This is a genomic window from Pontixanthobacter sp. (genome assembly GCF_049682855.1).
Lineage (GTDB): Bacteria > Pseudomonadota > Alphaproteobacteria > Sphingomonadales > Sphingomonadaceae > Pontixanthobacter.
In genome coordinates this window covers 60,515-82,611 of the sequence record NZ_JBAUIK010000016.1, presented here as the reverse complement: position 1 = coordinate 82,611, position 22,097 = coordinate 60,515, and the positions used below count along the sequence as shown (strand labels likewise).

The 22,097-nt window shown below is 56.1% G+C and carries 23 protein-coding genes; 1 reads left to right on the top strand and 22 read right to left on the bottom strand.

The window, feature by feature from the left end:
• Nucleotides 1–4: 4 nt before the first annotated feature.
• From WA922_RS10370 to WA922_RS10270, 21 genes are all read right to left on the bottom strand, one after another.
• Nucleotides 5–1,651 carry a ribonuclease J gene (locus WA922_RS10370; protein ID WP_424771626.1) on the bottom strand — a complete coding sequence of 549 codons (1,647 nt, stop codon included), beginning with the start codon at nt 1,649–1,651 and terminating at the stop codon, nt 5–7.
• Complete coding sequence (locus WA922_RS10365) at nt 1,648–2,463, bottom strand: type III pantothenate kinase (protein ID WP_424771625.1); 816 nt, start codon at nt 2,461–2,463, stop codon at nt 1,648–1,650. Before WA922_RS10365 ends, WA922_RS10370 begins: the two co-directional genes overlap by 4 nt.
• 12 nt (nt 2,464–2,475) lie before the next feature.
• The gene (locus WA922_RS10360; protein WP_424771624.1) at nt 2,476–3,186 is read right to left on the bottom strand and encodes a biotin--[acetyl-CoA-carboxylase] ligase; all 711 of its coding nucleotides are present in this window, start codon (nt 3,184–3,186) and stop codon (nt 2,476–2,478) included.
• Nucleotides 3,187–3,211: 25 nt separating this feature from the next.
• Nucleotides 3,212–4,681: an NADH-quinone oxidoreductase subunit NuoN gene (gene nuoN / locus WA922_RS10355; protein WP_424771623.1), complete on the bottom strand. Its 1,470-nt coding sequence runs from the start codon at nt 4,679–4,681 to the stop codon at nt 3,212–3,214.
• Nucleotides 4,681–6,291 (bottom strand): NADH-quinone oxidoreductase subunit M, encoded by a 1,611-nt coding sequence (locus WA922_RS10350; RefSeq protein ID WP_424771622.1) that lies wholly within the window; start codon nt 6,289–6,291, stop codon nt 4,681–4,683. The genes nuoN and WA922_RS10350 overlap by 1 nt, the downstream gene beginning before the upstream one ends.
• Nucleotides 6,291–8,303: an NADH-quinone oxidoreductase subunit L gene (gene nuoL, locus WA922_RS10345; protein WP_424771621.1), complete on the bottom strand. Its 2,013-nt coding sequence runs from the start codon at nt 8,301–8,303 to the stop codon at nt 6,291–6,293. The genes WA922_RS10350 and nuoL overlap by 1 nt, the downstream gene beginning before the upstream one ends.
• A gap of 6 nt (nt 8,304–8,309) precedes the next feature.
• Nucleotides 8,310–8,615, bottom strand: coding sequence for an NADH-quinone oxidoreductase subunit NuoK (gene nuoK, locus WA922_RS10340; RefSeq protein WP_424771620.1), 306 nt, complete (start codon nt 8,613–8,615; stop codon nt 8,310–8,312).
• A complete protein-coding gene (locus WA922_RS10335) occupies nt 8,612–9,235 on the bottom strand; it encodes an NADH-quinone oxidoreductase subunit J (RefSeq protein ID WP_424771619.1) in 624 nt (207 codons plus the stop codon). Before WA922_RS10335 ends, nuoK begins: the two co-directional genes overlap by 4 nt.
• Before the next feature lie 27 nt (nt 9,236–9,262).
• Nucleotides 9,263–9,751, bottom strand: coding sequence for an NADH-quinone oxidoreductase subunit NuoI (nuoI, locus tag WA922_RS10330; RefSeq protein ID WP_424771618.1), 489 nt, complete (start codon nt 9,749–9,751; stop codon nt 9,263–9,265).
• Nucleotides 9,751–10,794, bottom strand: coding sequence for an NADH-quinone oxidoreductase subunit NuoH (nuoH, locus tag WA922_RS10325; protein WP_424771617.1), 1,044 nt, complete (start codon nt 10,792–10,794; stop codon nt 9,751–9,753). Before nuoH ends, nuoI begins: the two co-directional genes overlap by 1 nt.
• Complete coding sequence (gene nuoG / locus WA922_RS10320; RefSeq protein ID WP_424771616.1) at nt 10,791–12,800, bottom strand: NADH-quinone oxidoreductase subunit NuoG; 2,010 nt, start codon at nt 12,798–12,800, stop codon at nt 10,791–10,793. Before nuoG ends, nuoH begins: the two co-directional genes overlap by 4 nt.
• Complete coding sequence (locus WA922_RS10315; protein WP_424771615.1) at nt 12,793–13,002, bottom strand: hypothetical protein; 210 nt, start codon at nt 13,000–13,002, stop codon at nt 12,793–12,795. The genes nuoG and WA922_RS10315 overlap by 8 nt, the downstream gene beginning before the upstream one ends.
• A complete protein-coding gene (gene nuoF, locus WA922_RS10310; protein ID WP_424771614.1) occupies nt 12,999–14,291 on the bottom strand; it encodes an NADH-quinone oxidoreductase subunit NuoF in 1,293 nt (430 codons plus the stop codon). The genes WA922_RS10315 and nuoF overlap by 4 nt, the downstream gene beginning before the upstream one ends.
• Nucleotides 14,281–14,478, bottom strand: a complete 198-nt coding sequence (locus tag WA922_RS10305) for a hypothetical protein (RefSeq protein WP_424771613.1) — start codon at nt 14,476–14,478, stop codon at nt 14,281–14,283. The genes nuoF and WA922_RS10305 overlap by 11 nt, the downstream gene beginning before the upstream one ends.
• On the bottom strand, nt 14,478–15,146 hold the full coding sequence (gene nuoE / locus WA922_RS10300) for an NADH-quinone oxidoreductase subunit NuoE (RefSeq protein WP_424771612.1): 669 nt from the start codon (nt 15,144–15,146) through the stop codon (nt 14,478–14,480). The genes WA922_RS10305 and nuoE overlap by 1 nt, the downstream gene beginning before the upstream one ends.
• Entirely contained in the window at nt 15,139–15,321 is a 183-nt protein-coding gene (locus tag WA922_RS10295) for a hypothetical protein (RefSeq protein WP_424771611.1), read from the bottom strand. Before WA922_RS10295 ends, nuoE begins: the two co-directional genes overlap by 8 nt.
• 169 nt (nt 15,322–15,490) lie before the next feature.
• Nucleotides 15,491–16,702: an NADH-quinone oxidoreductase subunit D gene (locus tag WA922_RS10290; RefSeq protein ID WP_424771610.1), complete on the bottom strand. Its 1,212-nt coding sequence runs from the start codon at nt 16,700–16,702 to the stop codon at nt 15,491–15,493.
• Nucleotides 16,699–17,418 (bottom strand): NADH-quinone oxidoreductase subunit C, encoded by a 720-nt coding sequence (locus tag WA922_RS10285; protein ID WP_424771609.1) that lies wholly within the window; start codon nt 17,416–17,418, stop codon nt 16,699–16,701. Before WA922_RS10285 ends, WA922_RS10290 begins: the two co-directional genes overlap by 4 nt.
• A 1-nt stretch (nt 17,419) precedes the next feature.
• The gene (locus WA922_RS10280) at nt 17,420–17,974 is read right to left on the bottom strand and encodes a NuoB/complex I 20 kDa subunit family protein (protein WP_424771784.1); all 555 of its coding nucleotides are present in this window, start codon (nt 17,972–17,974) and stop codon (nt 17,420–17,422) included.
• A 53-nt stretch (nt 17,975–18,027) separates the two neighbouring features.
• The gene (gene ndhC / locus WA922_RS10275; RefSeq protein WP_424771608.1) at nt 18,028–18,360 is read right to left on the bottom strand and encodes an NADH-quinone oxidoreductase subunit A; all 333 of its coding nucleotides are present in this window, start codon (nt 18,358–18,360) and stop codon (nt 18,028–18,030) included.
• A gap of 192 nt (nt 18,361–18,552) precedes the next feature.
• Nucleotides 18,553–19,986, bottom strand: coding sequence for a coniferyl aldehyde dehydrogenase (locus WA922_RS10270; protein ID WP_424771607.1), 1,434 nt, complete (start codon nt 19,984–19,986; stop codon nt 18,553–18,555).
• 157 nt (nt 19,987–20,143) lie between these two features.
• On the opposite strand from WA922_RS10270, the gene WA922_RS10265 reads away from it, so the two are divergent.
• Entirely contained in the window at nt 20,144–21,340 is a 1,197-nt protein-coding gene (locus tag WA922_RS10265; RefSeq protein ID WP_424771606.1) for a thiolase family protein, read from the top strand.
• Between the two features lie 173 nt (nt 21,341–21,513).
• Here the strand turns inward: WA922_RS10265 and WA922_RS10260 are convergent, their stop codons facing one another.
• Nucleotides 21,514–21,993 carry an SH3 domain-containing protein gene (locus WA922_RS10260; RefSeq protein WP_424771605.1) on the bottom strand — a complete coding sequence of 160 codons (480 nt, stop codon included), beginning with the start codon at nt 21,991–21,993 and terminating at the stop codon, nt 21,514–21,516.
• Nucleotides 21,994–22,097: the final 104 nt, after the last annotated feature.

Here is a 22,097-nt window from a genome sequence, read left to right as displayed (position 1 = left end):
TGCTTTAATCCCCGATCATCAGGACTTTAACCTGCGGTTTTTTCCCGCTCCAGCGCACGGTGGCGCGGCGTGCGGATAAACGTGCCGCTTCCAAGATTTGCCCCATATCCTTGCGCGCGCTGCCTTTTATACCCTTGATCGCCTTGACAATGTCAGCTTTCGCCTCGGCCAGATAATCGTCATAATCCTCGTCCAGCGGCAATCCGTAGGCCTCGATAGTTGGCTGTAATGACGGGCTGAGCGCCACAATCACCAGACCGTTATGCGCGAGGCGGCGGCGCATGACCACAGAATCGCCGTCCGCAGGCACAATCAGATCACCATCCAAAACCAGCCGTCCCGAATGTACCTCGGCCAGTTTTGCAGGTTTACCAGGTGCCAGCCTGACGATATCGCCGTTCTTCTGGAAAATATTATGCGCAATACCGGCGGCCTGTCCAACCCGCACCTGCTCGCGCATATGGCGGATTTCGCCGTGGACGGGGATCAGTATCTCTGGCCGCAACCATCCATAGAGAGCTTCCAGCTCGGGACGTCCGGGGTGGCCGGAAACATGGATCATGCTCTGCCGGTCGGTGACCATCTCGATTCCGCGATCGGCGAGTTTGTTCTGTATCTTGCCGATCGGAATTTCATTCCCCGGTATTTGCCGACTGGAAAATAGCACCACATCACCGCGCACCAGTTCGATCGGGTGATTGCCATCCGCCACACGGGACAGGGCCGCGCGAGGCTCCCCCTGTCCGCCGGTCGCGACAATCATGATCTCACCGCGCGGCAATCGCATCGCCGTATCGAAATCGACCGGGCTTGGAAAGTCGGTCAGATAGCCATTGGCCTGCGAAACTTCAATGATCCGGTCGAGAGACCTTCCCGCAACGCAGATCCTGCGCCCGGTTTCCTTCGCGATATCACCCAGAGTTTGCAGGCGGGCAACATTGGATGCAAATGTCGTGACCAGAACCCGCTTCCCGTCATGTCTGGAGACTTCATCGAGCAGACCCTGATAGACTGCCCCTTCGGATCCGCTAGGCTTAGGATTGAAGACATTGGTCGAATCGCACACCAAGGCTAGTATCCCGTCATCGCCCATCTCAGTGAGCTCTTCTTCAGTGGTTGGTTCACCGATAATGGGGTCTTCATCCAGCTTCCAGTCGCCTGTATGGAAAACCTGGCCATACGGTGTCTCGAGCATCAGCGCATTGCCTTCCGCGATAGAGTGCGCGAGCGGGATGTACCGGATGCCGAACGGGCCCACTTGAAACTGCTCAAAATCATCAATGATATGCAGCTTGACTTGGCCAAACAGGCCAGCCTCCTGCAATTTGCGCTTTACCAGCTCGGCTGTGAACGGTGTCGCGTAAAGCGGGACATCCAGATCGGCCGCGAAATAGGGGACCGCGCCGATATGATCCTCATGCGCATGGGTGAGGACGATGCCGGTCAAATCCTTGGCGCGCTCTTCGATAAATTCCAGATCGGCAAAGACCAGATCGACACCGGGATATTCATTGCCAGAGAACGTCATCCCCAGATCGACCATCAACCATTTGCCGTCGCACCCGTACAGATTGACATTCATGCCAATCTCTCCCGATCCGCCTAGGGCGAGAAACAGCAGTTCATTTTCGGGCCGGAAGTTCTTTTTCACGATTGGTTGCTGCCTTTCCTGGGCGCACGGCTCGCCAAAATGGCAAGGCCTTGAATAGTCAGATCATTGTCTACGACGTCGAAAATCTCGGTATTATCATCAAACAGGATTGCCAGCCCGCCTGTGGCAACAACCCGCGACGGGCGCCCGATTTCATCGCGCATCTTTTGTATCAGGCCCTCCATCATCGCAACATAGCCCCAGAAAACACCGATGAGCATCTGGTCCTCTGTATTACGCCCGATCACGCTTTTCGTTTCGGGCGCGCGGATGGCTATGCGTGGTAATTTCGCGGTTTTACCGACCAGTGCATCAAGCGACAGATTGATGCCAGGCGCGATAATGCCGCCTTTATACGTCCCGTTAAAATCGAGTGCCTCAAACTTTGTTGCGGTTCCAAAGTCGACAACAATCAGATCACCATCATAGTTGGCATGCGCTGCAACACAGTTGAGTGCGCGGTCCGCGCCAAGCGAATTCGGCGTATCGACGTCAATCTCGAACCCCCATTCGGCGCCCCCCTTCCCTGCAATTAATGGCGTAATACCAAAGTATTTCTGCGCCAGAACTGTCAGATTATGGTCTGCGCGCGGCACGACCGATCCAAATATAATCTGCGTCACATCCTCTCTTGAATAGCCTTCGATCTGCATCAATTGCAGCAGCCAAACGGCATATTCATCGCCCGTACGGCGCGGATCGGTGGCGATACGCCAACGCGTTTTGGCTGCGCCGACGTGCCCTGCCTTCAATCCGGGATCAAACAGCGCGAATACGACGTTGGTATTTCCGACATCGGCAACCAGCAGCATTATCAGTGTCCTTCAATCGAGCAGTATATCGCCTGCGTGGATGGCACGAGTGGAACCATCCGCAAAGCGTAGCAATAAAGAACCATCTTGCGCCAATCCATCAAATTTACCTGATTGCGGGCGGGCATTCGCGTCATGGACCGACAGCGGCGTGCCGACAGGATGGGCCGCTGCAGACCACCTCCGCAATATCGCCTCAGCGCCATATGTGCGCCAACGCTCCAGCTCTCTTGCTAATCGATCTGCCAGTGCCTCGGCAAATTGGCCGCGATCAGGCGCAACGCCACAATCAGCCAGCGCGGCAGTTGTACGGTCCGGCAGGGCGGGCGCTTGGACCAGATTTACACCGATTCCCACCACCACTGTGTCCCCTACAGTCTCCAGCAAAATACCCGAGAGTTTGGCCCGCTCAACCATCACATCATTAGGCCATTTTAGCGATAGCTTAACATCGGCGGGACACAGAAGCGCACATAATTCATACACGGCCAGACCAGTGAGCAACGCCAAAGTTGCTGCTGGCGGATCACATGCTCCCAAGCGAACCAGGGTTGAGCCCATGAAATTGCCGGTGCCATCGAACCACTGACGGCCCTGCCGCCCACGCCCGGCAACTTGGCGATCTGCGACCAGCCAATGGCCTTCAGGCAACGGCTCACTCGCCCGCACCCGCCCGATCAGATCGGCATTGGTCGATCGGGTCTCGGCAATATACTCGATCACCCGGTCGGCCCCGGACTGCGCCAGATCAAACGATGAAGAATAAAGAAGATGCCGCGCGATCGGTTAAAGTACCCAGCCACACCGTCAGCAAATATCCCAGCGGGGAGACGATTACAGAAGTCACCAGCAAAACGCCCCAACGGGCACGATCTTGCGAGGGTTCCACTACACCGGCAGGCTCATCAAAATACATGATTTTCACGATCTTGAGGTAGTAGAACGCGCCGATGACGCTGGCTGCGATGCCGAGTGCCGCAAGGATAATCATGTCCGCCTCCACCGCGGCCTGAAACACGACGAACTTGCCCCAGAAACCAAATAGCGGCGGAATACCCGCAAGGCTGAGCATCATCATCGCCATGCAAAGAGCGAGAAGCGGCTCGCTACGTGAAAGGCCTGCAATATCAGCGATATTTTCGACTTGCCTGCCATCTGCATTACGCATCATCATGACCACCACGAAGCTGCCCAGCGACATGGCGACATAGATCGTCAGATAGACCAGCACGGCGGATGTCCCAGCTTCCGTCGCGGCGGCAAGGCCGATCAGAATAAATCCCACATTGTTGATTGAGCTATAGGCCAAAACCCGTTTGATATTATCTTGGCCGATCGCGCCTAATGCGCCGACCACAATCGATGCCAATGCGGCGAAAATAACAATCTGCTGCCAGGCATCGCTCTGGCCGCCAAAGGGATCGAGCGCGATACGCACCATTATCGCGATTGCGGCCACTTTTGGTGCGGTTGCGAAGAATGCGGTTACCGGCGTGGGTGCGCCCTCATACACATCGGGCGTCCACATATGAAACGGCACAGCGGCAATCTTGAACGCCATACCGGCAAGCACGAACACAATGCCAAACAAGGCGCCTGTAGAAATTCCGTCGGTGCCTTCCAAAGCCGCCCGGATACCGAGGTAGCTGGTCGCACCGGTGAAGCCGTAAACCAGGCTCATACCGTAGAGCAAAATGCCCGACGCCAGTGCGCCAAGGACAAAATATTTAAGTCCGGCCTCGGCCGATCGGTCATCACTGCGCGTGAAACTTGCTAGGACGTAGGAGGCCAGGCTGGTCAGTTCCAGCCCCATGTAGAGCGTCATGAGGTCGACGGCTGAAACCATCAGACCCATCCCCACCGCGCTGAAAAGTATCAATACTGGATATTCGGGCCGATATTCACCTGTCGCATCAAAAAATTTTGGCGTGATAATCAGACAGCCTATCGCACCAAGATAGATGAGTATTTTTGTGAAACTTCCGAACGCATCCATGCGGTAAATACCGCTCCAGGCATCACCGCCCAATTCGAAGGCCGGATTGAGCAGGAAATTTGCGGCGATAGCCGCCGCGCCGAACATGGCGATGGCCGCCAGGATGGTCACCATCCGCGCTGACCGATCCCCGACAAACGCGCAAACCATCAGCAAGGCCAGCCCACTGGCTGTCAGCATGATTTCAGGCGAGGAGAGCGAGAGGGAATGCAGAATATCCATTATTGCGCTCCCTCCGCGCTATTCGCCGAACCGGGGTTGCCATCATTCCCGCCGCTATGACTACCGGCATGATCACCGCCATGATCCTGCGCTGGCATAGCATTGGCAGCCCTCTCACGCGGGCTGCCAGCCGTCAGCTGGGCATCACCAGCCGGAGCGGCGCGAGCAAGCCGCGCATCAAGCGCAGCAATGTCTGACCGCATCGGTGCAAGGAAGCTCTCCGGATAAACACCCATCCACAAAACTGCCGCCGCTATGGGGCCGAGCATCAGCCATTCACGCGCATTGAGGTCGCGCATAGCCGCCGCGTCGGAATTTTTCTGAATGCCAAATGCCACGCGCCAATAGAGATAGAGCATATAACCGGCACCAAGAATAATGCCGGTCGTCAGAACGAATGTCGCCAAGCTTGACACCTTGTATACTCCGGCCAAGCTGAGGAATTCCGCCACAAACCCACTCGTACCGGGCAACCCGATGCTGGCCATTGTGAACAGCAGGAAAAAAATCGCATATTTTGGCATATTGATTGAAAGACCGCCGTAACGGTCAATCTCGCGCGTGTGCAGCTGGTCGTAAATAATGCCTACACACAGGAACAGCGCGCCCGAAACCAGGCCATGGCTCAGCATCATGATCATTGCGCCTTCCAGTCCCTGCACATTAAATGCAAACAGACCCGCTGTCACAATAGCCATGTGAGCAACCGAGCTATAAGCGATGAGCTTTTTCATATCGTTCTGAACCAGCGCGATCAGGCTAGTGACCACCACCGCTACCATTGACAGGCCAAACACCAACCAGACGAACTGCGCCGATGCTTCGGGGAACATCGGCAGGCTGAAGCGGATAAAACCATAGCCGCCCATTTTCAGCAGAACTCCCGCCAGAATAACTGAACCCGCAGTTGGCGCCTGAACGTGCGCATCGGGCAACCACGTATGCACCGGCCACATCGGCATTTTCACTGCGAAGCTGGCAAAGAAGGCAAGCCACAACCACGTTTGTGCGGCAGGCGGAAAATCAAATTGCATCAATGTCGGGATGTCAGCAGTGCCCGCTTCATTGACCATCCACAGCATCGCAATCAGCATCAGGACCGAGCCAAGCAGCGTGTAGAGGAAGAATTTGTAACTTGCGTAAATCCGGTTATCCCCGCCCCAGATTCCGATGATCAGATACATCGGGATCAGACCAGCTTCGAAGAAGATGTAGAACAGGAACATGTCCTGCGCGGCAAACACCCCGATCATCAGCAATTCCATGATCAGGAAGGCGGCCATATATTCGCCAACACGCTTCTGGATCGCATCCCAGCTTGCCAGGATACAGGCGGGCATCAGGAATACGGACAGCACGATCAGCATCAGCGCGATGCCATCGATTCCCAGCGCATAGCTAAATCCGGCGAACAGATCGGCGCGTTCGGTAAATTGCCACTGCGGGCCGCCAATGTCATAGCTTGTCCATAGAGCTATACCCAGCCCCAGATTGATCAGCGCGGCGCCCAACGCGGTCCACCGCGCGCCATTTTCATCGAGAAACAGGCACGCAACCGCAGCCACCAAAGGTACCGCCAGCATGATCGAAAGGATCGGGAAACCATCCATCAGAACAAAATCCAAGTGATTGCCGCGACCAGACCAAGCAACATAATCAGCGCGTAGCTATACAAATATCCCGACTGGACTTTCTTCGCGGCAACCGCGCCTTTCGAAACAATCCACGCAGCCCCGTTAGGGCCGAACCGGTCAATAATGCCCTGATCGCCGATGATCCAGAATTTGCGGCCAAGCCAAAATGCAGGCTTGATAAAAATCGCGTTATACAACTCGTCGAAATACCATTTGTTGAACACGAATTGATGCAGATACTGAAATTGTTCGACAAACTTGCCAGGGATCGACGTGTCCTTGATGTAAGCAAACCACGCGCCAGCAAACCCAAGCGCCATTACCACGGTCGCTGTCAGTTTCACCCATAGCGGAACAGCATGGAGCGCATGAATAAGATTCTCGTTGAAATAAATCGACGCGCCCCAGAACCCGTTGGGATCGACCATCACGCTCGATCCGTCGATAAACGGATATTTAAACACAAACCCTGCAAAAATCGCGCCGAGTGTCAGCACACCCAATGGGATCAGCATCGGGATCGGGCTCTCATGCGGGCTGTAGCCGCCGGTCGTATCCTCTCCAGCCTGTTCGGGCGTTTTGTGAACGCTGTGCTGGATATGCTCGCTCTCGATCCAGCGCGGCTTGCCCCAGAAAGTCAGGAACATCAGGCGCCAGCTATAGAAGCTGGTCAGCAAGGCCGCAAATGCACCCATCCAGAACGCGAACATCGACAAATCGGTGCCGCGCGCAAATGCCGCTTCCAAAATGGCATCCTTGGAATAGAAACCGGCAAAGCCAAAGACGCCCAATATGCCGACACCGGTAATCGCCAATGTGCCAGCCAGCATAGCGTAAAAAGTGATTGGGATTTTCTTACGCAGACCGCCATAATAGCGCATATCCTGTTCGTGATGCATCGCGTGAATGACCGAACCCGCTCCAAGAAAGAGCAGCGCCTTGAAGAAAGCATGCGTGAACAAGTGGAACATTGCCGCGCCATAGGCACCGACCCCGGCGGCGAAGAACATATACCCCAGCTGTGAACAGGTGGAGTATGCGATTACCCGCTTGATATCCCACTGTGTGGTGCCAATGGTCGCGGCAAAGAAACATGTCGCAGCGCCGATAAATGTCACCACGGCCAGCGCGTAAGGCGCGGTTTCGAACATGGGTGACAGGCGGCACACCATAAACACCCCAGCGGTCACCATTGTCGCCGCATGAATGAGGGCGGAGACGGGTGTCGGCCCTTCCATCGCATCGGGCAGCCATGTGTGCAGACCAAGCTGCGCCGACTTGCCCATCGCGCCGATAAACAGCAGGATACACAGAATATCCATCGTATAGAGACGGTATCCAAGAAACCCGATGCTAGACCCGCTCATCGCCGGTGCTGCTTCGAGTATCTCTGGAATCGAGGTGGTCCCGAACACCAGAAATGTCCCGAAAATACCAAGCATGAAACCCAGATCGCCCACGCGGTTGACCACAAATGCCTTAATCGCAGCCTTGTTCGCGCTAGGTTTTTTGAACCAGAAACCGATCAGCAGATAGGACGCGAGGCCTACCCCTTCCCAACCGAAGAACATCTGAACCAGATTATCCGCTGTCACCAGCATCAGCATCGCAAAAGTGAACAGGCTGAGATAGGCAAAGAAGCGCGGTTGATCCGGGTCTTCCTCCATATAACCCCAGCTATATAAATGAACGAGCGCGGAAACGGTGGTGATCACCACCAGCATCACCGCTGTCAGCGTATCGACCCGCAATTCCCAATCGAAACTGAGATCGCCTGATTGTACCCACTGCAAAACGGGCACGACATCGGCGGTCATGGCGCTGGTCAGGAAGCCGTAAAAGATCGGCCAGCTCAGCGCACAGGACACAAACAAAGCGCCCGTAGTCAGCAGCTTGACCGGCGTATTGCCCAGCGCCTTATTGCCCAGTCCGCCAATAATGGCCGCCAGCAAAGGCAGGAAAACAATCAGCAAAATGGAAGTTTGCACCGGCGTCTATCCCTTCATCCGGTTGACATCGTCCACAGCAATTGTGCCGCGTCCACGGAAATAGATTACCAGAATGGCCAACCCGATCGCCGCCTCGCCTGCCGCCACTGTCAGAACCAGCATAGCGAATACCTGTCCGGTCAAATCGCCTAGAAAGGCGCTGAATGCGACCAGATTGATGTTTACCGCCAACAGAATAAGCTCAATCGCCATCAGAATGACGATCACATTTTTCCGGTTAAGAAAAATACCCAATACGCCGAGCACAAACAAAATTGCACTGACGACGATGTAATGTTCAACGCCAATCACAGGGCAACTCCCTTGCCAATTTCGGGCTTCACCAAATCAGTCGCATCCTGGGGACGGCGGCGGTTTTGCTTGCCGATATCCTGATGTCCGCGTGCCCCCTCTGGCCGCTGCCGATGGGTCAGCACGATCGCGCCAATCATCGCAACCAGCAGAATGATACCGGCGGCCTCAAACAGGAAGATATACTTACCATACAGCAACGCGCCGAGGCTGGTGATATTGCTTTCGCCAACGAGCGCGGCGTTGCCGCCGCTAGCCGCACCCAGTTCCAACCCGCCCGCCTGATAGGCGCCGATGCCCAGCACCAACTCCGCCAGCAAGACCAGCGCAATGGCGATCCCAAGGGGGAAATTTTTGATGAAGCCTGCGCGCATTTCGGCAAAATCAATATCGAGCATCATCACCACGAACAGAAACAGCACCGCAACCGCGCCGACATAGACAATCACCAGCAGCATCGCGACAAATTCTGCGCCCAGCAGCACCATCAGACCGGCCGCATTAAAGAAAGCGACGATCAGCCACAGCACAGAGTGGACCGGATTACGCGACAGGATCGTCAGCGTACCAGCTGCCACCACCAGCACGGCGAACATATAGAATGCTAAAGCTTGGATCATTGACTGGCCCCCATCACGCGGCGGCCCTTAACGATACGGCGCATCGGCTTCAAGGTTAGCGGCAATGGCCCGCTCCCACTTGTCCCCGTTTGCCAGCAATTTGGCTTTATCATAGAGCAATTCTTCACGCGTTTCGGTCGCGTACTCAAAATTCGGCCCCTCGACCACGGCATCCACCGGGCAGGCCTCCTGGCAGAACCCGCAATAAATGCATTTGGTCATATCGATGTCGTATCGCGTGGTCCGGCGGCTGCCATCATCGCGCGGCTCGCTTTCAATGGTGATTGCCTGCGCCGGACACACCGCCTCGCACAGCTTGCACGCGATGCAGCGTTCTTCCCCGTTGGGGTAGCGCCGCAGAGCGTGCTCACCGCGAAAACGCGGGCTAAGCGGGTTTTTCTCATGCGGATAATTGATCGTGACCTTAGGCCGGAAGAAATATCTCAAGGTCAGCATATGTGCCTTGACGATTTCCCACAGGGTGAAGGATTTAATCAGGTGTGTAAGAGTGCTCATCAACCGTACCTCGTCAGCATCAGATACCCTGAAATCAGGAATACAAACATCAGGCTCATTGGCAGGAACACTTTCCAACCCAGGCGCATCAATTGGTCATAGCGGTACCGGGGCACGGTTGCCCACGTCCAGCTGAAGATCAAAAAGAAGAAGAATGTCTTGCTAAGGAACCAGATCCAGCCGGGCACCATATAGAGCGGCTCCCACTCGACCGGCGGCAACCACCCACCGAAAAACAGGATCGCGCACAGCGCGCACATCAACAGGATGTTCGCATACTCGCCAAGCCAGAACAGCGCGAAACTCATGGAACTGTATTCAGTCTGATATCCGGCAACGAGTTCAGATTCCGCCTCGGTCAAATCGAACGGCGCGCGCGCGGTTTCTGCCATCGCAGATATCAGGAACATCACGAATAACGGGAACATCAGCGGGTTGAAATAGAACCCGTTGACGAAGCCCAAACCGTGGCCGCGCTGCGCCTCGATAATGTCGTTCATATTGAATGATCCCGCCCACAGCACCACGCACACCAGTATGAAGCCGATCGAGACTTCATAGGAGATCATCTGCGCGGCGGCGCGCATCGCGGAAAAGAACGGATATTTGGAGTTGGACGCCCAACCCGCAATCACCACGCCGTACACCCCAAGCGAACTGATCGCGAGAACATAGAGCAAGCCGACATTGATGTCCGCCAGCACCGCGCCAGAATTGAACGGGATCACGGCCCACGCCGCCAGCGCCACCGTAAATGTGATAATCGGCGCGAGCAGAAACAGCACTTTGTTGGACGCAGAGGGGATGATCGTTTCCTGCAGGAACACTTTCAAGCCATCGGCAAAACTCTGCAGCAGACCAAACGGCCCGACCACATTCGGCCCGCGCCGCATCATCACCGCACCCAGAACTTTACGGTCAACATAGATCACCATTGCAACCGCCAGCATGAGCGGTAACGCGATCAGCAAAATACCCGCGATAGTCGCAGTGAACCATGCCAATTCATAAGACATGCCGAAGGAAAGGAAGAATTCGGTCATTCCGCCGCCTCCAGCATTTCATCACCGTGGAGCAGCTCCTGCGAACAATGTTGCATGGTTGCGCTCGCCCGGGCGATCGGATTGGTCAGATAGAAATCCTTAATTGGATAGGCGCCGATCGTGCCTTCTGCCTTGGCTTTCGCATCACCTTTGGGAAGCAGACCATAATCAGCCAAGCCCTCCTCGCCCAATGCCGGAACAGCTTTTATCATCGCGGCTTGCAACTGCACGAAGCTGTCGAAGCCCACAGTCACGTCCAGCGCATCGGCCAGCGCGCGCAGGATCGTCCAATCCTCACGCGCATCACCCGGCGCGAACACGGCTTTCTCGGCAAATTGCACGCGGCCTTCGGTGTTGACGTAAGTGCCGTCTTTTTCGGCATAGGATGCCGCTGGCAGAATAATGTCCGCCGCATGCGCGCCTTTGTCGCCGTGGTGGCCGATATAGACTTTCAGACTGTCCGCGAATGGCTCAAAATCCATTTCATCCGCGCCGAGCGACAGGACGACTTTTGGCTGTGCCCTCGCAATATCGGCCATGCCGTTTTTCTGCGCATAGCCGAGCATCAAACCGCCCATCCGTGCAGCGGAGAAATGCAGCACGTTAAAACCGTTCCAACCGTCTTTCACCAGCCTGAATTTATCGGCCAGTTTCAGCGCAGGCGCCAATGCACCCTTCGCCAGAGCCGCCCCGCCCAAAATAACCGCCGGACGGTCTGCCGCTTTCATCGCATCGCCTAGCTCTTTCGGAATCCGGTTTAGGACCGCAAGATCATTTCCGAGGAAGGTAGCGGGATAGGTCGTGTCCCATTCAGGACCGAGGATAAACACTTTCGCGCCATTCTTCACAGCCTTGCGGATGCGCGCATTGACCAACGCCGCTTCCCAGCGGACATGGCTGCCCACGACCAGGATCGCATCAGCGGTTTCGATCCCCGCCAGCGTGCTGTTGAAATTTACCGCTGCGAGGCTGGACACGTCATAATCCATGCCGGTCTGCCGCCCTTCGAGCAGCGTGCTGCCCATCGCGCCGAGCAGCGCCTTGGCCGCAAACATCGTTTCGCAATCGACCATATCGCCAGCGACCGCCGCAATACTCTTGCCGGGCTTGGCCTTGGCGATGGCTTTGAACGCTTCGTCCCAGCTTGCCTCGGTCAGCTTGCCGCGCTTTCTCATGAATACTTTGTCGAGGCGGCGTTTGGTCAGGCCGTCCACCTGGTAACGGGCTTTGTCGCTCAGCCATTCCTCATTCACATCGTCATTGATGCGGGGCAGCGCGCGCATGACTTCGCGGCCACGGCTGTCGAGCCGGATATTCGCGCCGACCGCGTCAGACACATCGATGCTGAGCGTTTTTTTCAGTTCCCACGGGCGTGCTTCGAAGGCGTAAGGGCGCGATGTCAGCGCGCCAACCGGGCACAAATCGATCACATTGGCGGAGAGCTCATGCGCCGCCGCCTGCTCTAGATAGGTCGTGATCTGCATATCCTCGCCGCGATACAGAGCGCCGATTTCATCGACCCCGGCGATCTCTTCCGAGAACCGCACGCAGCGAGTGCAATGGATGCAGCGGGTCATCACCGTTTTGATCAGCGGACCCATATATTTCTCGGTCACAGCGCGCTTATTCGCATCGTAGCGTGATGCGCCGCGTCCATAAGCGACCGACTGGTCTTGCAGATCACACTCGCCGCCCTGATCGCAGATCGGGCAATCAAGCGGATGATTTATCAACAAAAATTCCATTACGCCTTCGCGCGCGGTTTTGACCATTTCGCTGTCCGTGCGGATTTCCTGACCTTCGGCAGCAGGTAGCGCGCACGAGGCCTGAGGCTTGGGCGGCCCCGGCTTCACTTCGACCAGACACATGCGGCAATTGCCCGCGATGCTGAGGCGCTCGTGATAGCAGAAACGCGGGATTTCCTTCCCCGCCAGCTCGCACGCCTGAAGCACAGTCGCGCCGCTGGGGACTTCAATTTCCTGTCCGTCTACGGTGACTTTAGGCATCGCCCGAACCTTCCTTAGCGCGCGCTTGACGAGCTAAAAATATAAATGTCGCAGCTAACACGAGCGGGACAAATCCACGCACTACGTAACTAAGCGGTGAAATCAGCCCCTGTTCAAACATCGGAAATGCATCAATCAAGATGAAAAGGCCCAACGCCAATTGGACAGTTACCACCACGTAAAGGATTACAGTTTTGCTCACTCCGCTGCCTCCGCGAATTGCGCATTATGCTCATGTATCCGCCGCTCCAGTTCAGGGCGGAAGTGCTTTATCAGGCCCTGGATTGGCCAAGCCGCCGCATCGCCCAGCGCGCAGATGGTATGGCCCTCAACTTGCTTGGTCACCTGGTGCAGCATGTCGATTTCTTCGATCGCGGCATCGCCGGTGCGCAGCCGCTCCATCATGCGCCACATCCAGCCTGTGCCCTCGCGGCACGGGGTACATTGGCCGCAGCTTTCATGCTTGTAGAAATAGCTAATCCGGCTGATCGCGCGAACGATGTCGGTGCTCTTGTCCATAACGATGACTGCTGCCGTGCCGAGGCCCGATCCAACCGCTTTCAAACCGTCAAAATCCATCGGGCAATCCATAATCTGCTCGGCTGGCACCAGAGGCACTGACGAGCCGCCGGGAATTACCGCCAGCAGATTATCCCACCCGCCGCGAATACCGCCGCAATGGGTTTCAATCAGATCGCGGAAGGAAATGCTCATTTCCTCCTCGACAACGCACGGCTTTTCCACATGGCCGCTGATCTGGAACAGCTTGGTCCCGTGATTGCCCTCAGCCCCGAAGCTGCTGAACCACGCCGCGCCGCGCCGCAAGATCGTCGGCACAACGGCAATGCTTTCGACGTTGTTTACAGTGGTCGGGCAACCATACAGACCCGCCCCCGCAGGGAATGGCGGTTTCAGACGTGGCTGGCCTTTTTTGCCTTCAAGACTTTCGATCATGGCGGTTTCTTCACCGCAAATATAGGCGCCCGCACCGCGGTGCATGAATACGTCAAAATCATAGCCGGATTTGCAGGCGTCGTTCCCAATCAAACCCGCAGCATAGGCTTCATCAATCGCTTTCTGCAATATTTCGGCTTCGCGGATATATTCGCCGCGAATGTAGATGTAAGCAGCGCGCGCCCGCATCGCAAAACCGGCGACCAATGCGCCTTCGATCAATTTATGCGGATCATGACGGATAATTTCGCGGTCTTTGCAACTGCCGGGCTCTGATTCATCAGCATTGATGACCAGGAAAGACGGGCGGCCATCCTTGCTTTCCTTCGGCATGAATGACCATTTCAAACCAGTCGGGAAGCCCGCTCCGCCCCGCCCGCGCAGGCCGGATGCCTTCATCTCGTCGATAATGGCATCATTGCCCATCGCGATCAGGTTCTTGGTCTTGTCCCAGTCACCGCGCTTTTTCGCCGCTTTCAGGCCCCAGTCCTGAAATCCGTACAGGTTGGTAAAGATCCTGTCCTTATCAGCTAACATCACTATCCTCCGTTGGAGTTTGCGACAGAGCGGCAGCGCCGACAATCAGAGAGATAAAGCCGCCAACCATAATAACATCGCCAAATGTGATGACACCGAACGCCATAAGCGCACCGCCGGCCAAAACGGCGAGACAGCCCATCCCCATAGAAATGCGTGCAGCATTGCGTATTTTGAAAATATCCATCACCATTCCTTCCGGTAATCGTGATTGGCATCGACCATGTCTTTCAGCGTAGTTGGCCCGCCCGATGGTTCGGACGTATGACGGCCCGGCTCCTGCGTGCCCTCTTTCGGCTGCTCGCCAGCGGCCAGCGCGTCCAGCACTGCATCGAGCCGGTCCACAGTCAAATCTTCGTAATTGCCGTCATTGATCTGGACCATCGGCGCGGTGGCGCAATTGCCCATGCATTCAACCTCGGTCAGCGTCCACAGACCGTCTTCGGAAACCTTGCCTTTTTCCATCCCGCGCATCTTGCAGGCGGCGATAATATCATCACTGCCGCGCAGCATGCACGGCGTAGTACCGCAAACCTGCACGTGGAATTTACCCACCGGCACAAGGTTATACATGAAATAGAAGGTCGCGACTTCGAGCACGCGGATAACCGGCACATCGATATAGGCGGCGACATATTCGATCACCGGAAGCGGCAACCATCCCTGCGTATCGGTTTCCGCCCCCACCTGGCGCTGCGCCAGATCGAGCAGCGGCATAGTCGCAGATTTCGCGCGGCCATCTGGATATTTGGCGATATGCTTGTCAGCAGCCGCCTTGTTCTCTTTCGTCCATTCGAAAGAACTCCAGCGGTCGCGCAATTCCGGCGTATCGGGTGCAAGGTGGCGGTCAGCCATTCGAGAGCCTCTTTTGCAAACAGCGGCCAATGTACAGGCCGATAACGGCAGCAGCAGCCGTCGAGAGAATTTCCTTCAGCGCCGCCTCGCCGTGGAAGACAGCCAGATAGGCCGCGACAGCGGAAGCGAAGGCCGCAAAGGCTGCGATGAAGATGAAAAGTTCGCGGAAAATCATTCTGATTGACTTCCCTCTTCCCGAGGGGTCGTCACGAGAAAGAATGAAACCACGATTGTCCCGATAGCCAGTGGCCAAATGAGATTGCCGATAGCTATCACGTCAAAAGCATTCAGCGCGTTGATGACCGCGAGAACTGCAATGACAAGAAAAAGAACTGTCCGCCTACTCACCGATCACACTCCCCGAACACCACATCAATCGCACCAAGGATCGCTGTTGCGTCGGGCAACATGTGGCCTTTGGACATGAAATCCATCGCTTGCAGGTGGCTGAACGCAGTCGGGCGGATTTTGCAGCGATAGGGTTTGTTGCTGCCATCCGCGACAAGATAGACGCCAAACTCGCCCTTTGGGCTTTCGGTTGCGACATAGACTTCGCCCGCCGGAACGTGAAAACCCTCTGTATAGAGCTTGAAGTGGTGGATCAGTGCTTCCATGCTCTGCTTCATTTCGCCGCGCTTGGGCGGGACCACTTTGCGGTCATCGCTGGCAATCGGGCCATCGGGCATTTGGGCAATGCACTGCTTGATGATTTTTGCGCTCTGATAGACTTCCTGCACGCGGACCATAAACCGGTCATAGCAATCCGAATTGGTGCCTACCGGAATTTCAAAATCCATCCGGTCATACACATCATAAGGCTGCGATTTACGGATATCCCACGGGATGCCCGCCGCACGGATCAGCGGGCCGGAGAATCCCCAAGCGAGCGCATCTTCCTTGCTCACATGGGCAATATCGACGTTCCGCTGTTTGAAAATGCGGTTGTCGATCACCAGGCTCATCGCATCACCGAACAATTCGGGCAGGCGGTTATCAACCCAGTCACCAATATCGGTGAGTAATTTCAGCGGCACATCCTGATGCACACCGCCGGGGCGGAACCACGCAGAGTGCATCCGCGCGCCCGAAGCCCGCTCAAAGAAATTCATGCAATCTTCGCGGATTTCAAACACCCACAGGTTTGGCGTCATCGCGCCAACATCCATCACATGCGCGCCGATATTAAGCATGTGGTTTGAAATCCGCGTCAGTTCAGCGAATAACACCCGCAAATATTGCGCCCGTTCCGGCACTTCCAGATTAAGTAGCTTCTCGATCGCCAGAACATAGGAATGTTCCTGACACAGCGGAGAGCAATAATCGAGGCGGTCAAAATATGGCAGCGCCTGCAAATACGTCTTGTGCTCGATCAGCTTCTCGGTGCCGCGATGCAGCAGGCCGACATGCGGATCAATCCGCTCGATAATCTCGCCATCCAGCTCCATCACCATCCGCAAGACGCCGTGCGCGGCGGGGTGCTGCGGTCCGAAATTGATTGTGTAATTCGATACCACGTCGCCATCGGTAGTGGGCGATTCTTCAAGCTGCATGCTCATTTTGCATCTCCTGAAGGTTTGGCGGCCTTTTTATCAGCCTTTGGCCCGGCGCCGGTTTGCTTTGTACTTTCCGTTGTTTTTGGCTTGTCGACGTCGGCCGCCTCAGCCTTTTCATCACCGGGCAGTACGTATTCCGCACCTTCCCACGGGCTGGTGAAATCAAACTGGCGCAAATCTTGAGCAAGCTCGACCGGTTCATATACAACGCGCTTGTCTTCTTCAGAATAGCGGAGTTCCGTGTATCCTGTGAGCGGAAAATCCTTGCGGAAAGGATGCCCTTCAAAACCGTAATCGGTCAGAATACGGCGAAGGTCAGTGTTTCCGTCAAACAGCACGCCGTACAGGTCGAAGACCTCGCGTTCGAGCCACCCTGCGTTGGGCCATAGCGTCGTAACGGTGGGGACCGGCGTATCTTCGGACGCTGTGAGCTTGACCATCAAGCGATGGTTTTTGGTGACAGAGAGCAGCATATACACGACTTCAAAACGCTCATCACGTTCCGGATAATCGACCCCGGCAATCTCCATTAATTGCTGGTATTGATGATCGTCGCGCAATGTGCGCAAAACATCTTCGATACCGTCGCGTTTGATCGTGAAAATCAGTTCTGAATGCTGCTCTTCGGCGCTGATCAGGTTTGCACCCATCACAGCGGAAAGCGTTTCCATCAGGCCATCATTGCTGGCAAATTTCGGGGCGGAGTGAAGGATAGCCATCTTAACGCTCTATCGTCCCTTCGCGGCGGATTTTGCGCTGCAACTGCATTACGCCGTACAGCAGCGCCTCTGCCGTTGGAGGGCAGCCGGGGATGTAGATATCGACCGGCACAATCCGGTCGCAGCCGCGCACCACGGAATAGCTATAGTGGTAATAGCCGCCGCCATTGGCGCAGCTGCCCATCGAAATTACATATTTCGGATCAGACATCTGATCATACACTTTACGCAGCGCGGGGGCCATCTTGTTACACAAGGTACCCGCCACAATCATGACATCAGACTGGCGCGGGCTGGCGCGCGGGGTGACGCCGAAACGCTCCATATCATAGCGCGGCATGTTCACGTGGATCATTTCCACCGCGCAGCAGGCAAGACCAAATGTCATCCACCACAGCGAACCGGTGCGCGCCCAATTGAACAGGTCCTCGGTACTGGTGACGAGGAAACCCTTGTCATTCACTTCCGTCTGGAGCGCGTGAAAATACTCTGCATCGGGGCTGCGCACATCGCCGCCCCGAGCGGTGGGCTGCGCAGTGGATTGCGCTGTTGGCATGTCACCGCGGTTCACAGGCGAACTTTGCGCCGCAAGAGGTATCTGCTGGCTACTCATTCCCAGTCCAACGCCCCTTTCTTCCATTCATAAGCAAGTCCAATCGCAAGGATGCCCAGAAACACCATCATGCCAATCCAGCCCTGCCAGCCGGTTCGTTCCAGACTGACCGCCCAGGGAAACAGAAACGCTGCCTCAAGATCAAAAATAATAAACGATATTGCGACCAGGTAGAACCGAATGTCGAACGGGCTGCGCGGATCTTCAAATGCTGGAAAACCGCATTCATACTCGCTATTTTTTTCCGCATTGGGGTTGTGCGTTCCGGTGAGGCGGGACACGCCCATCGGAAGAAACACGAACAAAACCGATATGCCCAATGCAATCATTAGAAATAGCAGGATAGGCAGATACTGGATTAGCTGTTGGTTGGCATCGACCAAAGGACTGACTCGAATGGCTATTATGGATAGCCGCGCACTAGGCCCCTACACCATGCTTCGCAAGGGGGGCGTGGTTGAAATCCCCACGCCCTCCCTTGCATTTATCGCAAGCCAAAGACCTTGCGGCCTATAGCAGGTCTATTTCTTCAGCTGCGTCGCTATCGCCTTCCTGGTCGCCTTGCCATATGGCGGCTTGAAACCGGCGAGCTTGGCGATGTCGATTTTTGGCTGCGAATAGACCGACCGTGCGTGGCTGAATTCCTTGAACCCTTCCGGCCCGTGATATGACCCAATGCCCGATGGTCCCACTCCGCCAAACGGCAGGTCATCCATTGATACGTGGAAAATCACATCATTCACGGTAACGCCGCCGGATGTCGTTTTCTTGAGCACGCGCTCCCGTTCAGACGTGTCTTCACCAAAATAATACAGCCCCAGCGGACTGTCATTGTCATTAATATAATCAATGGCTTCATCTATGGAGGAATAGGTCTTAACCGGCAGCACCGGGCCGAATATCTCCTCCTGCATCGCGGTCATGTCATCAGTGATATTGCGCAGGATTGTCAGCGGCATTTTGCGGCCATTCGAATTGGCGAAGTCTTCATTAGCGGGGTTCACTTCGATGACGTCCGCGCCCTTTTCCTTGGCATCGGCAACCATGCCTTTCAGCCGGTCAAAATGGCGGTCAGTCACAACCGACGCATAATCATCATTGTCGAGCAGCGTCGGATACATCGCGGTCGCACCTTTCGCGACACCGGCAATGGCCGCATCCTCGCTTTCTTCGGGTACAACCATGTAATCCGGTGCAAGGCAGATTTGCCCTGCATTGAGCATTTTGCCCATCGCGATCCGCTCACCCGCCTTGTCAAAATCGGCACTGCGGCCCAGAATAACCGGTGATTTACCGCCAAGCTCAAGCGTCACCGGTACCAGATTGCGCCCTGCGGCCTCCATCACCCGGCGGCCGGTTGCAGTTGATCCGGTGAACAGCAAATGGTCAAATTGAAGCGAAGAAAACGCCTGCGCCACTTCGGGGCTGCCCGTAACAACAGCCACCTCGTCCTGCGCGAAATATGTATCAACCAGCTCTGCCATCAGCGCCGAAGTCGCTTCGGTAAACTCGGAAGGCTTAATCATTGAACGGTTACCCGCTGCCAGAATCTGCATGAGCGGATTGAATGTCAGCTGGACCGGAAAATTCCACGGGCTGAGCACCCCCACAACGCCCTTGGGCTCATAACGCAATTCCGCTTTCGCACCGAGCAGACCCAGGGGAAATTGCACTTTACGCTTTTCCGATCTGGACCATTTATCCATATGTTTCAGACAATATTTGCCGAAAGTTACCGAGCCGACAATATCGGTCATCATGCTCTGGTCCACACTGCGATTGCCAAAATCCTGATTCATCGCTTTGCACAGGGCCTCACCGTGATCCACCAGCAGGGCAATCGCGCGATGGATGCGGTCCTTGCGGACAGAAATCGCTTCGGGCCGCGCGGCATTGAACGCAGTACGCTGTGTTGTGAGGATTGCTTCCATCTCGTCCTTGCGATCGGCGGCCATGCTGTTTTCTCCCATAGGTATCTGTTTGCCACCTTTCCTTCACCAGAACCGCCAGAAAGACAAGAGTATTAGCGCAGCCAACGCGGCGCAGCGTTGCCATTGACCGCGAATACCACTAGATGGATGCCCGTAAATCCTGTCATGAAAGGCACCATTAATGGCCCAGTTTTCCGCCGCCGATCCGATTGTAATCCTGTCCTACGCCCGCACCCCGATGGGCAGTATGCAAGGCGCATTGTCAGACATATCTGCAACCGATCTGGGTGCCGCAGCCGTGAAAGCGGCTGTCGAGCGCGCCGGTGTGACCGGCGACCGCATAGACCGCGTGTATATGGGCTGCGTCTTGCCCGCCGGCCTGGGCCAGGCCCCCGCCCGTCAGGCCGCGATCAAGGCAGGATTGCCGAAATCGGTCGAGGCAACGACCGTCAACAAAGTCTGCGGATCGGGCATGCAGACGGTTATCATGGGCGCCGAAGCTCTCGCAGCGGGCAGCGTCGATACAGTGGTTGCCGGGGGCATGGAGAGCATGACCAACGCGCCATATCTGCTTAAGAAGCACCGCTCTGGCGCGCGGATTGGCCACGACACAGCCTATGACCACATGTTTCTGGACGGGTTGGAAGACGCCTATGAAGCGGGCCGGGCAATGGGCACATTTGCGCAGGACACTGCAGATGCCTATCAATTGACGCGTGAGGAAATGGACGCGTATTCCATTGAATCCCTTAGCCGGGCCAATGCCGCCATTGCGAGCGGAGCGTTTGCGGACGAAGTGGTGCCGGTGACGTTCGCGACCCGCAAGGGCGAAGTGACCATTGATACAGACGAAGCCCCCGGACGCGGGATGCCGGACAAAATTCCGGCCTTACGCCCTGCCTTTGCCAAAGACGGCACGATCACCGCGGCAACATCTAGCTCCATTTCGGACGGTGCAGCGGCAATCGTCCTGAGCCGCGCAAGTACGGCAGAAGCCAGCGGCCATGATCCTGTCGCAACCATCATCGCCGTCGCGGCCCATGCGCAGGAACCCAAGGATTTCACGGTTGCACCGGTCGGCGCCATTTCCAAAGTTTTGGAGAATGCAGGCTGGACCACTGACGATGTCGATCTGTGGGAAGTCAACGAAGCGTTTGCCTGTGTGGCCATGTTCGCGATGCGCGATATCGGCATCCCGCACGAGAAGATCAACATCAATGGCGGCGGAACGGCCCTGGGCCACCCGATTGGCGCGAGCGGCACGCGGATTATCGTGACGTTGCTGAACGCCATGAAGCAGCAGGGCAAAAAGCGCGGCGTTGCTAGCTTGTGTATTGGCGGCGGTGAAGCGACGGCCATTGCCGTCGAACTGGCCTGACATCCGGTAAACTGTGCGGCGCCCTGGCCTTGTTATCTGATCGCGGCACTGTTGCCGCGCTCTATAATGGCCGGGGCGGCCGCTGGAAAAAACTACTGCTGGCGGGCATTAAACAAGGGAGGCCCGAATGTCCTAAGCCGCCCGCTGGCTGTCTTGCCATTGGCAACGCGATATTAGGGTTCGCCCGCACCCCATAGGCGGTTCTGCTTCACCCAACCGGCGCGGCCCTGCGCATCAAACTCGCACCACCCCCCGGTGCAATCACCCAGATTACCCACCACCCCGGCTTCGGCATTCCATCGAAGCCTTGATGACGCATCCGGTTTCGCGCGAATTGCCGCCAATCCGTCGCCCACGATCAGCGCGCTGCGGCGTGCGCTGAGAAAGCCGGATAAGACCCAGCCCTGCGCACCATCCACATCCTGTATCAGCCGCCAGCCCTCTGCCACTCTGATAACTTTGATCGGCAAACCGGCACGGCGATATACCCAGTCAATTTTATATTCCGTGCTCGGACCGACGCGCATATTCAACTCATCCGGCTTGATCGTGGCCCAATAAGGCACTTCGCGACGCTGCGCATCGGCAGGGGCGGACACACCGAGCATCAGCATCGACAGAATGGCGGCGACAAAAAGCATACGTGGCGTCATATGCATGACATACAGCCATGCCCGCCCGCCTATCAAGAGAATGTTTCGCTTCAGCGATAGCATGATCCTTGACGCACCGGCCCTGTCGGTCCTAGCGATTGGCG